The 15,125-nt window shown below is 64.6% G+C and carries 13 protein-coding genes; 9 read left to right on the top strand and 4 right to left on the bottom strand.

The genetic code is table 11. The features are described 5' to 3' along the window. Positions 1-37 precede the first annotated feature (37 nt). The 3 genes from folP to BH93_RS02695 are packed head-to-tail and all read left to right on the top strand — an operon-like array spanning position 38 to position 2,732. On the top strand, positions 38-946 hold the full coding sequence (gene folP / locus BH93_RS02705) for a dihydropteroate synthase (protein ID WP_052065743.1): 909 nt from the start codon (positions 38-40) through the stop codon (positions 944-946). Next, the gene (locus BH93_RS02700; RefSeq protein ID WP_052065451.1) at positions 943-1,353 is read left to right on the top strand and encodes a glycine cleavage system protein H; all 411 of its coding nucleotides are present in this window, start codon (positions 943-945) and stop codon (positions 1,351-1,353) included. The genes folP and BH93_RS02700 overlap by 4 nt, the downstream gene beginning before the upstream one ends. Then, positions 1,350-2,732: an L-serine ammonia-lyase gene (locus tag BH93_RS02695; RefSeq protein WP_037175564.1), complete on the top strand. Its 1,383-nt coding sequence runs from the start codon at positions 1,350-1,352 to the stop codon at positions 2,730-2,732. The genes BH93_RS02700 and BH93_RS02695 overlap by 4 nt, the downstream gene beginning before the upstream one ends. Before the next feature lie 173 nt (positions 2,733-2,905). On the opposite strand, the gene purU is transcribed toward BH93_RS02695, so the two are convergent. From purU to BH93_RS02680, 3 genes are all read right to left on the bottom strand, one after another. Continuing rightward, a complete protein-coding gene (purU, locus tag BH93_RS02690) occupies positions 2,906-3,754 on the bottom strand; it encodes a formyltetrahydrofolate deformylase (RefSeq protein WP_037175562.1) in 849 nt (282 codons plus the stop codon). Positions 3,755-3,779: 25 nt separating this feature from the next. Further along, positions 3,780-6,245 carry a GcvT family protein gene (locus tag BH93_RS02685; RefSeq protein ID WP_037175559.1) on the bottom strand — a complete coding sequence of 822 codons (2,466 nt, stop codon included), beginning with the start codon at positions 6,243-6,245 and terminating at the stop codon, positions 3,780-3,782. A 177-nt stretch (positions 6,246-6,422) separates the two neighbouring features. Then, positions 6,423-8,066, bottom strand: a complete 1,644-nt coding sequence (locus BH93_RS02680; protein WP_155291055.1) for a BCCT family transporter — start codon at positions 8,064-8,066, stop codon at positions 6,423-6,425. 363 nt (positions 8,067-8,429) lie between these two features. Here BH93_RS02680 and BH93_RS02675 point away from each other — a divergent pair, with 363 nt between their 5' ends. The 6 genes from BH93_RS02675 to BH93_RS02650 all read left to right on the top strand — a co-directional run bounded on the left by BH93_RS02675 (position 8,430) and on the right by BH93_RS02650 (position 14,255). After that, positions 8,430-9,515 (top strand): S-(hydroxymethyl)mycothiol dehydrogenase, encoded by a 1,086-nt coding sequence (locus BH93_RS02675; RefSeq protein WP_165712616.1) that lies wholly within the window; start codon positions 8,430-8,432, stop codon positions 9,513-9,515. Between the two features lie 370 nt (positions 9,516-9,885). Further along, the gene (locus BH93_RS02670) at positions 9,886-10,248 is read left to right on the top strand and encodes a bifunctional 3-phenylpropionate/cinnamic acid dioxygenase ferredoxin subunit (protein WP_037174693.1); all 363 of its coding nucleotides are present in this window, start codon (positions 9,886-9,888) and stop codon (positions 10,246-10,248) included. After that, positions 10,245-11,408: an NAD(P)/FAD-dependent oxidoreductase gene (locus tag BH93_RS02665; protein ID WP_080739098.1), complete on the top strand. Its 1,164-nt coding sequence runs from the start codon at positions 10,245-10,247 to the stop codon at positions 11,406-11,408. The genes BH93_RS02670 and BH93_RS02665 overlap by 4 nt, the downstream gene beginning before the upstream one ends. Before the next feature lie 94 nt (positions 11,409-11,502). Continuing rightward, positions 11,503-12,654 (top strand): aromatic ring-hydroxylating oxygenase subunit alpha, encoded by a 1,152-nt coding sequence (locus tag BH93_RS02660; protein WP_197914540.1) that lies wholly within the window; start codon positions 11,503-11,505, stop codon positions 12,652-12,654. A 41-nt stretch (positions 12,655-12,695) separates the two neighbouring features. Further along, positions 12,696-13,388, top strand: a complete 693-nt coding sequence (locus BH93_RS02655) for a GntR family transcriptional regulator (RefSeq protein WP_080739099.1) — start codon at positions 12,696-12,698, stop codon at positions 13,386-13,388. A gap of 63 nt (positions 13,389-13,451) precedes the next feature. After that, entirely contained in the window at positions 13,452-14,255 is an 804-nt protein-coding gene (locus BH93_RS02650) for an IclR family transcriptional regulator (protein ID WP_037174694.1), read from the top strand. Here the strand turns inward: BH93_RS02650 and BH93_RS02645 are convergent. Further along, positions 14,225-15,100 carry a bifunctional methylenetetrahydrofolate dehydrogenase/methenyltetrahydrofolate cyclohydrolase gene (locus BH93_RS02645; protein WP_037174695.1) on the bottom strand — a complete coding sequence of 292 codons (876 nt, stop codon included), beginning with the start codon at positions 15,098-15,100 and terminating at the stop codon, positions 14,225-14,227. The two genes, BH93_RS02650 and BH93_RS02645, sit on opposite strands and share 31 nt — an antisense overlap. Between the last annotated feature and the right edge of the window lie 25 nt (positions 15,101-15,125).

Below are 15,125 nucleotides of genomic sequence, written 5' to 3'. Positions count from 1 at the left end.
GGACCGCAGGACCCGCGCGAAAGAAAAGGTGATCGCAGTGCTCACGACCGTCTCCACAGCAACACGGGCAGCCGATGCCCGCGATCGACTGCTGACCCGGCTGACCACCTCCCATCCCGTCGTGTGCGGGATCGTCAACGTGACCCCGGATTCGTTCTCCGATGGCGGCCGCTTCCTGGACTCGGATCGTGCTGTGGCACATGCACTGTCGATGGTCGACGACGGAGCCGAGTTGCTCGACATCGGCGGTGAGTCGACCCGGCCGGGGGCAACCCCACCCACCGTCGACGAGGAGATCGAGCGAGTCGTACCGGTGATCGACGCCCTGTCCAGGCACACCTCGACACCGCTGTCGGTCGATACCTCACGCCCAGAGGTGATGCGGGAGGCGGTGCGCGCCGGGGCGAGCGTCATCAACGACGTTCGTGCCCTTCGCCTTCCCGGTGCACTCGACGCAGCAGCCGAGCTGGGCGCCGCCGTGTGCCTGACGCATATGCAGGGCGAGCCGTCGACGATGCAGCATTACCCTCGCTACGGCGACGTCACCGCGGAGGTGTGCGAGTTTCTCGAAGACCGGGCTGCCGAATGCATCCGGGCTGGGATACCGCCGTACCGCATTCTGGTCGACCCAGGCTTCGGATTCGGCAAGACCCTCGAGCACAATCTGCAGCTGCTCCAGGGCCTTCGGGCTCTCACCGCGTCCGGTAGGCCGATCATGGCGGGTGTGTCGCGCAAGGGAATGATCGGTGCCATCACCGGCAGAGAGGTCGACGGCCGACTCGCCGGATCACTCGCTGCCGCGATCATCGCGGCCCAGAACGGGGCGTCACTCCTCCGGGTTCACGACGTCGCCGCCACCATCGACGCACTGGCCGTGATGCGAGCAGTGAGTTCACTCGACTCGATTCCAGGTCAATCCACGAAGAATGCCGAGGCCACCTCATGACCGCAGCCCTCTCCTCTGCCCGCCGACTCTTCAGCACCGAGCACGGCTGGATGGCCGTCGACCCGTTCGGCTCACCTGCTCAGACTCCGAGCCGAGTGGGCGTGACACCGACGGCATTGGGCGGCGCGGCCGACATTCTCGACGTCGACCTGCCGACGGTACGTACCGTACTCACCGCGGGTGAGGCCTGCGGCACCATCCGCACGTCCACTGGGTCGGTCACGGTGTTCGCCCCGGCGAGCGGCATGGTCACGATCGTGAATCCCGTTGTGCTCGAGGATCCTTCGATCGTGGCCGCAGACCCGCTCGGTGCAGGCTGGCTGTTCGCCGTCCTGACTCCCGCTGCCTCGTCGTTCGACGATCTCACCACGCGCGAGCCGACCGACGCAGCTCGGGTGGGCTCATGACGATCAGCGTGTTCGATCTCTTTTCCGTCGGGGTCGGACCCTCGAGTTCGCACACGGTCGGTCCGATGCGTGCGGCTGCTCGCTTCGTCGACGACCTGCGCACCATGTCTGCCTTCGAAGACGTTCGTGAGGTGGCCGTGGACCTGTACGGCTCGCTGGCCGCGACTGGAGCGGGACACGGCACCATGACCGCGGTGCTGCTCGGGTTGGAAGGGCTGCTGCCCGAGACCATTTCCACCGAGATGATGGAACAGCGGCAAGCATCGATGGCAGCCACGGGGCGCATCCTTTTCGGCGGTACCCGCGAGATCGACCTCGCGGTGGACGACATCGTGCTGCGCCCGCTGACGGTCTTGCCGTTCCACCCCAACGGAATGAAACTGACTGCTCGCGCGGCAGATTCGACCGAACTCCACACCGAGACCTACTTTTCGGTCGGTGGCGGATTCGTGGTGACCGAGGCACAAAGCGTCGAGACCGTCGCGCCGGTCGCCTCCGCGAACGGATTCGCGTCGGCCAAGGAGCTGCTCCAGCTCTGTGAACGGCGACGCTGCAGCATCAGCGACGTCATGACCGAGGTCGAGCTCGAACACCGCACGCTCGACGAGATACGCGATGGGCTGCTGCACATCCGGGACGTCATGGTCGAGTGCGAGGTTCGCGGCATCTCCCGCGACGGCTACCTCCCGGGCGCGCTCGAAGTGCGACGCCGAGCGAGGGACTGGTTCCTCCGACTCGACGCCGAGGACCCGCACCGCTCGAGCGAATTCGCCGAGGACTGGGTCAATCTCGTCGCGCTCGCGGTCAACGAGGAGAACGCGTCGGGCGGGCGAATCGTGACAGCCCCCACCAACGGCGCGGCCGGCATCATCCCGGCCGTACTGCACTACGCCACTCGCTACACCGCCAACGGGGTCGCCGACCCCGACGGCAGCACGGTGCGCTTTCTGCTCACCGCAGGCGCGATCGGATCGCTCTACAAGGAGATGGCGTCGATCTCGGGTGCAGAAGTGGGCTGCCAGGGCGAGGTGGGTTCGGCAGCGTCGATGGCAGCCGCCGGTCTGGCCGAGGTACTGGGCGGCACACCAGAACAGGTGGAGAACGCCGCCGAGATCGCGATGGAACACAGCCTCGGTCTCACGTGCGACCCCATCGGCGGGCTGGTGCAGATTCCGTGCATCGAACGCAACGCCATCTCGGCCGGCAAGGCCATCAACGCAGCTCGTATGGCGTTGCGCGGTGACGGCACTCATCGCGTCAGCCTGGACCAGGTGATCGAGACCATGCGCTCCACCGGGGCCGACATGCACTCGAAATACAAGGAGACCTCCAGCGGCGGTCTCGCGATCAACGTGCCGGTGAACTTCGTGGAGTGCTAGAGCTGGAGTGCTAGACCCGGGGGACCTCACACCTCTTTTCCGGGGTGCGCGTCGATTCTCTGCAGAGGGAACCAGCGCGCACTCGGCAGAAAGGGTGTGAGGTTCACGCACCACCGCACCAGATGACCAAGGGCCCGTACCGAATCCGGTACGGGCCCCTCGTGTGTGTCGGCTCAGCTGAAGATGACCGTCCGGTGTCCGTGCAGCAGGACGCGATTCTCGCAGTGCCAGCGCACCGCTCGCGAGAGTGCGAGTGCCTCGGCATCCTGTCCGACGGTGGCCAGACGAGACGGGTCGTGAGTGTGGTCGATACGAATGACCTGCTGCTCGATGATCGGGCCCTCGTCGAGGTCGGGGGTGACGTAGTGCGCCGTCGCACCGACCTGCTTGACGCCCCGGTCGAAGGCCTGATGGTAGGGCTTCGCGCCCTTGAAGCCGGGCAGGAAGGAGTGATGGATGTTGATTGCCTTGCCGTGCAACGCTCGACACGTCTCGTCGGAGAGCACCTGCATGTACCGGGCCAGCACCACCAGGTCCACCTCGTACTCGGCGACGAGGTCCAGCAGACGCTGCTCGGCCTCGGCCTTGGTACCCGGGGTGACGGGGACATGGACGAACGGCAGCCCGGCGGCCTCGGCCATCGGCCGCAGCACCTCGTGATTGCTGACCACGGCCACCAGTTCGCCACCGAGATTCTGTGAACGCCAACGAAAGATGAGGTCGTTGAGGCAGTGCCCCATCTTGGAGACCATGACGAGCACGCGCGGCTGACTGCAGCCGTTGAAGGTGTACATCATCGCGAATCGATCGGCCACCTCCCGGAAACTCTCGGTCAACTTCTCGATGTCGGTGGTGCGGCTGGCCACGAACGACGTGCGAAGGAAGAACGAGCCGTCCGTCGAGTCGTCGAACTGTTGGTGTTCGGCGATGTCGCAGTCGTTGTCGAAGAGGAACGCACTGACGGCCCGGACGATGCCCGGCCGCTGTCCGCAGCTGAGCGTGAGAGTGAAGTTCTCGGTCATCGAATCTCCTGGTACTGGTGGGTCGTCAGCTGCGGATCTTGGCCATCTCGGGGTCGACGAGAGGCTCGGCCACGACGGTGGCGGACACGAGCCGATCGAAGTATCGAATCTGTACTGCTGCACCGGGTTCCGCACTACTGGCCGGAACCCAGGCGTAGGCGATCGGCGCGCCGACGGTATGCCCGAACGATGCACTGGTGACGTAACCGGCGGGTTCGCCGTCCACCAGGACCGGCTCGTGGCCGAGTACCACCGACGTGCCGTCGTCGATCTTCAGGCAGACCAACTTCTTCGAGACGGAGTCGTCGGACATCTCGAGGACGGCGTCGCGGCCGCGGAATTCACCCTTCTGCGGGCGCACCGCGAAGCCGAGACCTGCCTCGTAGGGGTTGTGTTCGGTGGTCATGTCCGAGCCCCACGACCGGTAGCCCTTCTCCATGCGCAGGCTGTTGAACGCAGCGCGCCCGCCTGCAATGATGCCGAACTCGGACCCGGCCTGCCACAACATGTCCCAGAGTCGCTGGCCGTAGTCGGCTGTGGTGTACAGCTCCCACCCGAGCTCGCCCACATACGACAACCGCATCGCGGTGACGGGTACTCCACCGATCCGAACCTGCTTGCAGCGGAAGTACTTGAAGTTCTCGTTGGAGAAGTCGTCCTGGGTCAGCTTCTCGACGACGTCGCGGGCATGCGGACCCCACAGACCGATGCAGCAGGTGGAGCCGGTGATGTCGTCGACGGTGACGCTGCCATCGCTCGGCGCTTCGCGGCGGAGGTAGTCGTAGTCGAGATTGCCGTTCGCGCCGACCTGGAATTCGTCGGCCGACAGCCGCGCAACGGTGAGATCGCTTCGCACGCCTCCTTTCTCATCGAGAGCGAGGGTGTACGTGACGGCCCCGACCGTCTTGTCCATCTTGCCGGACGTCAGTCTTTCCAGCAGCGCCAGCGCACCGGTGCCGCGCACGCGAAGCCGCTTGAGCGGGGTCATGTCGTACATGGCGACGGATGTACGGGTCTTCCACGCCTCGGCCGCGGCGATGGGCGAGTGGAACATCGATGCCCACTCGTCACGCTTGGGCGGCTGCCACTCGGCGGGAAGCTGTTGCACCAGAACGGCATTGGCCTCGTACCAGTGCGGGCGCTCCCACCCGCCGCCTTCGAGGAACACGGCACCGAGTTGGTGCTGCCGCGCGTTGAAGGGGCTGACCCGAACATCGCGCGGGGACAACCGCGGCTGCGAGGGATGCAGAACGTCGTAGATCTCGACGAAGTTCTGCTGCGAGGTCTCGCAGACGTATGCGGGATCGAGTTGGAAGTCCTCGAATCGGTTGACGTCGCACCCGTGCAGTTCCACCTCGGAGCGTCCGTCGACCAGCAACTGCGCGATGGCCCTACCGACTCCGGCCGAGTGCGTCACCCATACGGCCTCGGCGATCCAGAAGCCCTTGACGTCCGGGGACTCACCGAGCAACGGTCCGCCGTCCGGCGTGAACGAGAAGACACCGTTGAAGCCGTGGTCGATCTTGGCGGTCTCGAGACAAGGCAACAGCAGTTTGGACTGCTCCCAGGACGGGGCGAAATCCTCCTGCGTGAAGTCGAGCATGGACGGCATGGCCTCGTCGGACACACTGTCTCCGCCGGGCAGGGTCTTGGTGTCGACGGGCATCGGGCGGTGGGCGTAGCTGCCGATGCCGAGACGGTCGACGTGCTCGCGGAAGTACAGGTCCTGGTCCTGGTGACGAAGGATGGGCAAGCCGGCTTCGGCCGCTTCGGTGTTGCGTCCCACCAGTTCCGGGATCTGGTCGGTCTTGGCGTACTGGTGCGCCAGCGGCAGCAGCGGCACCTTCATGCCGACCAGCTCGCCCACATCGGGGCCCCAGAAGCCGGCGCAGGAAACCACGATGTCGGCTTCGATCACGCCGTGATCGGTCGCCACACCGGTGACTCGGCCACCCGTCTGTTCGATACCGATGACTTTGGTGGAACCGCGGAAGACGGCTCCGCGCGATTCTGCGCGTCGGGTCAGTGCCACAACGGCACGGGACGCCTTGGCAAGACCGTCCGTCTCGACGTACAGACCGCCGAGAACACGCGAACGATCCAGCAGCGGATGCAGTTTGGCGCATTCGGACGGATCGATGACCGATCCTTCGATTCCCCAGGACGTGGCCCAACCCTGCTTGCGGTGCAGGTCGGCCAGACGCTCTTCGGTGGTCGCCACTTCGAGGCCACCGAGCTGGTTGAAGCACCACTGCCCGTCCACCTCGAGGCCCATGAACTTCTCGACCGTGTACCGGGCGAGTTCGGTCATCGTCTTGGATGCGTTGGTCTGGAACACCAGACCCGGTGCGTGCGAGGTGGATCCACCCGTGAGAGGGAGCGGCCCCTGATCGAGCACGGTGATGCGATCCCAACCGCGCGCGGTGAGCTCGTCGGCCACGTTGGTACCGACGATGCCGGCGCCGATGATGACAACTCTCGGTGAACCCATGGTGGTCCTTCCGTATCGGGGTGGAGAGATGGAGCTCGGTCGCGACGACTGACGACCTGCACGACAACTAACCATAGATTGATATATCAAGAGTATGGGCAGGGGTGGATGTGGTCAACCCCCGAAATACCGTTGGTGCGGGACGCGCATGGACGCGCCCCGCACCAAAGGCTCACTTCATTTGTCGGACTTGACTTTCGGCGGAGCCTTGGGGCTCTTGACGATGAACGGGTCGTTCGTGACGTCCTTGTACAGCGAGACACACGTACCGATCATCACCAGCACGAACGGTGCCGCCACGATGATGGTCATCGTCTGCAACCCATTCAGGGCGTCCGATCCTCCCGTCCACAGCATCAGGATCGCGATGCCGCCGGTGACCACACCCCAGAAGGCGACGACCCCGCGGGACGGATCCAGAGTGCCTCGTTGCGACAGGGTGCCCATCACGATCGAGGCGGCATCGGCCCCACTGACGAAGAAGATGCCGACCAACACCATCACCAGCACCGACGAGATACCGGCCAACGGGAAGTGGTCGAGAACCGCGAACAGCTGCGATTCCGGCTTTCCGAGGGCCACCAGGTCTTCGGTCCCCTTCTGCTGCTCACCGATTGCCGCTCCGCCGAAGATCGAGAACCAGACCAAGCTCACCGACGTCGGAATCAGGATGACGCCGATGACGAACTGGCGGATGGTGCGGCCACGACTGATGCGAGCGAGGAACATTCCGACGAAGGGGGTCCACGAGATCCACCATGCCCAGTAGAAGATCGTCCAGGACGAGAGCCAGGACTCGGTCTCGGGACCACCGGATGCCGCCGAACGCGCCGACATGCCTGCAATGTGCGCGGCGTAGTCACCGAGGGTGGTGGGCAGCAGGTTCAGGATCAGCACCGTCGGCCCGAGAACGAACACGAACAGCGCGAGCACGAGAGCCAGCACCATGTTGATGTTGGAGAGCCACTGAATTCCCTTGGAGATCCCCGACACTGCCGAGGCCACGAACGCGAGCGTCAGGATGGCGACGACGGCGACGAGCAGAAGCGTCCCCGCTTGGTTGACCCAGCCGAGAACCTCGATACCCGAACCGATCTGCAGTGCACCGAGACCGAGGGAGGCCGCGGTGCCGAACATCGTGGCGAAGATCGCCAGAATGTCGATGACCTTGCCGATGGGGCCCTCGGCGTGACGACCGATCAACGGGATGAACGAGGAGCTGATGAGCTGCTTGCGGTCCATCCGGTACGTGCCGTAGGCGATGGACAATCCGACCACGGCGTACATCGACCACGGGTGCAATCCCCAGTGGAAGATGGCCGTCGACAGTGCCGTTCCCACAGTCGAATCGGTGGTTCCGGGCGGTGGCGTGACGAAGTGGGTGAGCGGCTCGGCCACTCCCCAGAAGATCAAGCCGATTCCCATGCCGGCGCTGAACATCATCGCGATCCAGCTGACGGTGTTGAATTCGGGCTTCTCGCCGTCCTTGCCGAGCGGAATCTTTCCGTATCGGCTGAGCGCGAGCCACAGCGCGAAGATCACGAACCCGGTCGCCGAGAAGATGAACAGCCAGCCGACGTTCGTCACCACCCAATCGAGTACGGACGCGTTGACGGACTTCATGCTCTCGGTGCCGAGAATGCCCCACGCCAGAATCGCGATCACGATGGCGGCGGTGATACCGAACACCACCTTGTCGGTGCGCGGCTTGCCCTCCTCTCCGTGATGATAGACCTCGAGGGGGCCGTACTGATGAGGGGCGGGCTTGTCGGGTGACGCGACCCGAGTCTTGTCGCCCCGGGGTTTGCTGTTCGTTGTCACATCGTTCTCCCTCCGGCTGTCGCCGAATAGGTGTGTCGCCCGTGCACGCAGCGTGGGTGGTCGGATAGATGCGCGACGCGTTGCTCTCTGCGCAACTGCGAAATGTCTGAACTCGAACAAGACTGAGCCGACCCGAGGGCTGTGTCAAGAGATGGCAAGGCTCTTCTATGCATTCAATACGGCCACTGCTCGCCGCATACACGCTCTTACCAGCACGCAGTCGAGTGAAGGCGCGCTGGACGACCCGAATTCGATACTGGCATTTAACATTGGATACTGCACGGTAATTGATATATTAGCGCTATTCCAACAGCCGCAGCTGCGCCGAATGCCGCTGCTCAACCGATCTCAGGAGCATCAACCATGCCGCAGCAGGTCCGCGCCGTCGTCGCCAAGAGCAAGGGCGCACCCGTCTCCATCGAGACGATCACCATCCCCGATCCCGGCCCCAACGAGGTCGTCGTGAAGATCCAGGCCTGCGGGGTGTGCCACACCGACCTGCATTACCGCGAAGGTGGCATCAACGACGAATTCCCGTTCCTGCTCGGACACGAAGCCGCCGGCATCGTCGAGACCGTCGGCGACCGCGTCGAGCACGTCGAGGTCGGCGACTTCGTCGTCCTGAACTGGCGCGCGGTCTGTGGGGAATGCCGGGCCTGCAAACGCGGCACCCCGTGGTACTGCTTCGACACCCACAACGCCGCACAGAAGCTGACCCTCGACGACGGCACCGAGCTGACCCCCGCCTTGGGGATCGGTGCGTTCGCCGAGAAGACCCTCGTCCACGAAGGACAGTGCACCAAGGTCGCCGCCGACGCCGATCCCGCCGTCGTCGGGCTGCTCGGCTGCGGGGTGATGGCCGGGCTCGGGGCGGCGATGAACACCGGCCACGTCTCACGCGGTGATTCGGTCGCCGTGATCGGGTGCGGCGGTGTCGGTGATGCCGCGATCGCCGGAGCGCGCCTGGCGGGGGCGTCGACGATCATCGCGGTCGATCGTGACAAGGGAAAACTCGACTGGGCCCTCGAACTCGGAGCCACCCACACCGTCGACTCCTCGGTGGTCGACGCCGTCGAGGCCGTTCAAGAGTTGACCGGGGGTTTCGGTGCCGATGTGGTCATCGACGCCGTCGGCCGCCCGGAGACCTGGAAGCAGGCGTTCTACGCGCGGGATCTGGCCGGCACCGTCGTGCTCGTCGGGGTGCCGACCCCGGAGATGACCCTCGAGATGCCGCTCATCGACTTCTTCTCCCGTGGCGGATCGCTGAAGTCGTCCTGGTACGGCGACTGCCTACCCGAACGCGACTTCCCGCAGTTGGTCGATCTGTATCAGCAGGGCCGGTTGCCGCTCGAGAAGTTCGTCACCGAACGCATCGGCATCGAGGACGTCGAGGCCGCGTTCGACAAGATGCATCAGGGCACCGTGCTGCGTTCGGTCGTGGTCCTGTGAGCGGGACGTTTCGTGTCCAGAACGTCGTCACGTCAGGAACGTTCAGCCCCTCCGTTACGCCGCTTCGGTGCTGATATATCAAAATTGACCGTTCTACCCGTCGGTAATGGTCGTGCCCGGGTGCCCTCGACGGATTCCGTCGTCGGGGGCATCATCGAGTCGGACGGAAGCCCTCGCCGAGGATTCAAGTCATTGCACGGGCTAACCACCTGCTCAGCTGGTAGAACGCGCAGTTTGTCCGCTTCCGGTTACGTCGTGTTTCACGGGTATGAAAAGTGCCGCCACCTATTGACACATTCTGATGGCGATGTTCACACTGTTGTTGCGGGAAGTAAGACGTGTTCCGTATAGCGATACAGAAAGGATCCGAATGCTCAAGGTGTGTCCCTTGGCCGACCTCCCGGGCGGCGAAGCTCTGCGCGTCGACACGACCCCTCCCGTGGCGGTGTTCCACACCGAAGACGGTGAGCTGTTCGCGATCGATGACACCTGTACGCACCAGGACGCGTCGCTCGCGGACGGATGGCTGGAAGGGTGTGCGGTCGAATGTCCGCTGCACGCGTCCACTTTCGATCTGCGCACCGGTGCCGTCGACGCTCCCCCCGCGAAGTTGCCGGTTCGTACTCACACCGTTGTCGTCGACGACGGTGTGATCTACATCGAGCTGAGTACCGCGACCCCCAATCTTCCGCCCGACGTTCGCGGCCGGCTGGCTGCCGAGGGACGTTCATGAAGAGCGTCACCATCGTCGGGGCCTCCCTGGCCGGCCTGTGCTCGGCACGTGCCCTACGGGCGGCCGGGTTCGACGGCTCGCTCACCATCGTCGGTGCCGAGAGCCACCGACCGTACGACCGCCCTCCCCTGTCGAAGGAGTACCTCGCCGGCGACGTGGACGCGAGCACTCTCGCACTCGAGCCCGACGACGAAAACCTGGACGCCACCTGGATTCTGGGACGTACCGCCACCGCACTCGATCCATCGCGTCGCACCGTCACCCTCGACGACGGTGCCGAACTGACCTCCGACGGTGTCGTCCTCGCCACCGGCTCGCGCGCACGATCGCTTCCCGGCACCGATCACCTCGCCGGTGTGCACGTGTTGCGAACGATCGACGATGCCGACCGGCTGCGTGCAGAACTCGCACCGGGCGCGCGTCTGGTCGTCATCGGCGCAGGTTTCATCGGAGCCGAAGTAGCCTCCACCGCAAGGAAACTGGGCTTGGACGTCACTGTCGTCGAAGCCGCCCCGTCACCGCTCGCCGGGCCACTCGGCGCACGACTGGGTAGCGCGGTGGGCAATCTGCACCGCGACAACGGCACCACCTTGATCTGCGGGGTTGCCGTCGACGGACTGACCGGCACCGATCGAGTGACAGGCGTTCGGCTCGCGGACGGCAGACTGCTCGACGCCGACGTCGTGGTCGTCGGCATCGGCGGCATTCCGAACATCGATTGGCTCGGCACCAGCGGACTCGCTCTCGGCAACGGAATCCTGTGCAACGGTGGCGGCGCAACCGGCATACCCGGAGTGGTCGCCGTCGGCGACTGCGCCGCATGGCTCGATTCGACCGGTGCCCACAAGCGCGTCGAGCACTGGGCCGGGGCGTCCGAACGGCCTACCGTCGCGGTGTCCACCCTGCTCTCGGGTAGTTACGGCGGCCAACACGTCAAACCTCCGTACTTCTGGTCCGATCAGTACGGATCACGTATTCAGTTCGCCGGCACCGCCGGGCCGGACAGTGAATGCACCATCGAGGAGGGTTCGCCCGAGCTCGGGAGCTTCCTCGCCGTCTACCGATCCGACGGGCTCCCGGTCGGCGTTCTCGGTGTCAATCAGGTTCGTTTGTTCACCCGCTGGCGTCGTCAGCTCTCGGCTCCCGCTCGCGCGGTCTGACCACACCCAGGCTGCTGCTCCACCCGTCGTATTCCATTACCCCAGTTGACGTCTCGTCACCGATCCACAAGATCGGCCACGTACGGAGGACCCCTTGACCACCATTCCCGACACCACGCCGCCCGCAACCTCCCTTCCCCTGCCCGAAAGCCTCATCTCCACCCTTCCCGGTCGCTACTACACCGATCCGGCCATCTTCGAGCTCGAGCAGGAGAAGATCTTCGAGGAACTGTGGATCTGCGCGGTCCGTGCCGCCGATCTGGACAAGCCCGGTGCCTTCCGCACCGTGCAGATCGGCCGCGAAAGTGTCATCGTGACGCGCACCCGAACCGGGGCGATCAAGGCCTACCTGAACGTTTGCGCACACCGCGGCGCGCGAATCTGCATGGAGGACAAGGGCGAAGTCAAACGATCGTTCCAGTGTCCGTACCACGCCTGGACCTACGACCTGGACGGAAAGCTCATCGCGGCACCGAATCTCACCAAGATGCCCGACATCGACCGGGTTCGTTACGGCCTGTCGTCAGTGTCCGTCGAGGAATGGCTCGGATACGTCTGGGTCAATCTCAGCGAGAATCCGGCGTCCTTCGACACCACTGTGGTGCAGGACATCCGCGATCGACTCGGTGATGTCGAGTCGATCGATCGCTACAAGATCGAGGACCTGGGCCTCGGCAGGCGCGTGAGCTACGACGTCAAGGCCAACTGGAAGCTCATCATCGAGAACTTCATGGAGTGCTACCACTGCGCCACCATCCACCCCGAGCTGACCGAGGTGCTACCGGAATTCGCCGACGGTTACGCCGCCCAGTACTACGTGGGCCACGGAGCCCAATTCGGCGAATCGGTCAAGGGATTCACGCTCGATGGTTCCGAGGGACACGACTCCATCCCTGGAATCGCGCCCGAGCAGGACAGGCGCTACTACGCCATCACCGTCAGGCCGCAGGTGTTCGTCAACCTCGTCCCGGATCATGTGATCATCCACCGGATGTATCCGATTGCCGCCGATCACACTCTGGTGGAATGCGATTGGCTGTATCTGCCCGGTGTCGTCGCCTCGGGTCGGGACCTCCAGCACTCGGTGGAGTTGTTCCACCGCGTCAATCTGCAGGACTTCGAGGCGTGCGAACGCTGCCAGCCCGCCATGAACTCCCGTAAGTACCGCAACGGCGGGGTTCTGGTGGGCAGCGAACACCACATCGGCATCTTCCACGACTGGTTGAAGAACCGCATCGAGGCCTGACCGACCCTGTCGCGCGCTCGGTGCCGATAGGATCGATGACCATGAGTGTCGAGGTCGCGTCGTCCAGCACCACCGGATCACCGGGGGTGCCGGGCGAACCGGGGGCGACCATGGCGGACGTCGCCTACGCGGCCATTCGCGACAAGCTGATCATGTTGACGATCAAGCCAGGTGAAGCCGTGGTCGAGTCGGCGTTGTCGGCCGAATTGGGCGTCGGTCGCACGCCGGTGCGGGAAGCGCTCAAACGGCTCGAGTACGAGCGCCTGGTGATCTCACATGCCCGCCGTGGCACCTTCGCGACGTCTATCGACGTCGCCGATCTGGGCGACATCTCCGAGATTCGCCAGCGCCTCGAACCGCTGGCGGCAGCGAAGGCAGCCACCGCGGCCACGGCGACCCAACGTCAAGTTCTGTTGGGCATGGCCGACCGCACCGAGAAGTTCGAGGCCGCGCCGCCGAGCCAACACGACCTGATCAAGTGGGACGCCGAGGTACATCGCACCGTCTACCGACTGGCGGCGAACCCGGTTCTCGAAGATGCCTTGATTCGCTACAACAATTTGGCCACACGCATCTTCTGGTTGTTCATGGATCGACTGCCCCCGCTCGCCGATCACGTGGGTACCCACACCGCGCTGCTCCGGGCGATCGCGGCCGGAGATGCCGAGGACGCTGCAGCGATTGCCCGAGCCCATGTGACCGAGTTCGACGACGCGGTTCGCGCCGTCATCTAGATTCCAGGCTGCGCCCCGAGGGGCATGACCACGGGCAACTGCCTCTTACGTATAGTCCAAAGCGTGGCCAGCGACGATTCGACCCGTGCCCCGGAGGGTGGCGTCCAATCTGTCGACCGCGCATTTCGGGTGCTCGAGGTCGTGGCCCGACTCGGGGAGGCGGGCGTCAGCGCCATCGCCACCGAGATCGGTGTGCACAAGTCCACGGTGTCGAGGCTGCTCGCGTCGCTCGAAGAACACGACATGGTGATGCAGACGCACAATCGCGGTAAGTACCGGCTCAGCCTCGGAGTCCTGCGGCTCGCCGCCGCTGTACCCGAGCGCCTGGAGATCACCGAATACGGCCATGCCGTGTGTGAACGCCTGGCCGGCAAGCTCGGCGAGACAGTGAATATTGCTGTGCTGCGGGCCAATACGGCCATACATCTGGATCAGGCTCGCGGTCCCAGTTCGGTCGGCACCCACAACTGGATCGGGGAACAGACTCCCCTGCACGCCACCGCGAGCGGCAAGGTGTTGCTCGCCTCGCTGGACGCCGACACCCGGAAGACGGTTGTCGATTCGCTCGACCTCCACCGATACACCGAACACACCCTCACCACCAAAGCCGCTCTGACGGCCGAACTCGATGCCGCTGTGTCCCTGGGGTATGCGGTGGTCGTCGAGGAATTCGAGACCGGACTCAATGCCATCGCAGCTCCGGTTCTCGACTACACCGGCAAGACGACGGCGGCACTGAGCGTCTCCGGTCCGGTGTATCGCTTCGACGAAACCAGAATGCGGGCCATCGTCCCGGACGTGCTGGCCGCCACCGCCGAGATCAGCGAGAAGATGGGCTACCGCGAGTCGTTCATCCCCTCGGCCTGAGCGGCTTCCGCACACTCGACGACGTTCGTCAGCAGCATTGCCCGCGTCATCGGACCGACGCCGCCTGTCGCTCCACTGAGCCGCCCCGCGATCTGCTCGACGCCGGGGTGCACGTCACCGAGAATGCCCTCGACGGTGCGAGTAATTCCTACCGACAGCACCGTTGCCCCGACACTGATCCAATCCGGTTGCACCAGATGCGCAACGCCCGCAGCGGCGATGACCACATCGGCGGCCCGAGTGTGCGCGGCGGTGTCCACGGTTGCTTCGTGACACATCGTGACCGTCGCGTGTTCGCTTCGCCGGGTGAGCATCAGCCCGAGCGGACGCCCGACCGTGATGCCGCACCCGATGATGCAGAAGCGTGCGCCGGTGATCGGAACATCATGGTGGCGAAGCAGTTCCAGTATTCCGCGCGGCGTGCACGGCAACGGCCCGTCCATGCCGAGAACGAGCCGACCCAGATTGGTCGGATGCAGCCCGTCGGCGTCCTTGCGTGGATCGATCAGTTCGATCACCCGATGAGTATCGATGTGCGGAGGAAGCGGCAACTGGACGATGAAGCCGGTGCACTCGGGGTCGTCGTTGAGCGCGTGCACCGCGTCTTCGATCTCGTGCTGGGTCGCGGTCGTGGGCAACCGCACCTGAATCGAATGCAGTCCCACCTCGGCACAGTCGCGATGCTTCGCTGCGACGTAGGAGCGGCTACCCGGATCGTCACCCACCAGGATCGTGCCGAGACCAGGCCGAATCCCCTGCTGGGCGAGCTGTTCGACGCGATGTCGCAGATCGTCCTTGACGATCGCGCTGACCGCCGTCCCGTCGATCTTGAGCGCTGTGGTCATTCTGAGATTCCTCGGGTCGGCAGGC

It is taken from the genome of Rhodococcoides fascians A25f, assembly GCF_000760935.2.
Lineage (GTDB): Bacteria > Actinomycetota > Actinomycetes > Mycobacteriales > Mycobacteriaceae > Rhodococcoides.
This window is presented reverse-complemented; position numbering and strand designations above follow the sequence as displayed.

Coding starts and splice junctions, on each gene's coding strand:
- BH93_RS02665 (WP_080739098.1), top strand. CDS start 10,245: ATGAAGAGCGTCACCATCGTCGGGGCCTCCCTGGCCGGCCTGTGCTCG.
- BH93_RS02685 (WP_037175559.1), bottom strand. CDS start 6,245: ATGGGTTCACCGAGAGTTGTCATCATCGGCGCCGGCATCGTCGGTACC.
- BH93_RS02695 (WP_037175564.1), top strand. CDS start 1,350: ATGACGATCAGCGTGTTCGATCTCTTTTCCGTCGGGGTCGGACCCTCG.
- purU (WP_037175562.1), bottom strand. CDS start 3,754: ATGACCGAGAACTTCACTCTCACGCTCAGCTGCGGACAGCGGCCGGGC.
- BH93_RS02675 (WP_165712616.1), top strand. CDS start 8,430: ATGCCGCAGCAGGTCCGCGCCGTCGTCGCCAAGAGCAAGGGCGCACCC.
- BH93_RS02645 (WP_037174695.1), bottom strand. CDS start 15,100: ATGACCACAGCGCTCAAGATCGACGGGACGGCGGTCAGCGCGATCGTC.
- BH93_RS02655 (WP_080739099.1), top strand. CDS start 12,696: ATGAGTGTCGAGGTCGCGTCGTCCAGCACCACCGGATCACCGGGGGTG.
- BH93_RS02670 (WP_037174693.1), top strand. CDS start 9,886: ATGCTCAAGGTGTGTCCCTTGGCCGACCTCCCGGGCGGCGAAGCTCTG.
- BH93_RS02700 (WP_052065451.1), top strand. CDS start 943: ATGACCGCAGCCCTCTCCTCTGCCCGCCGACTCTTCAGCACCGAGCAC.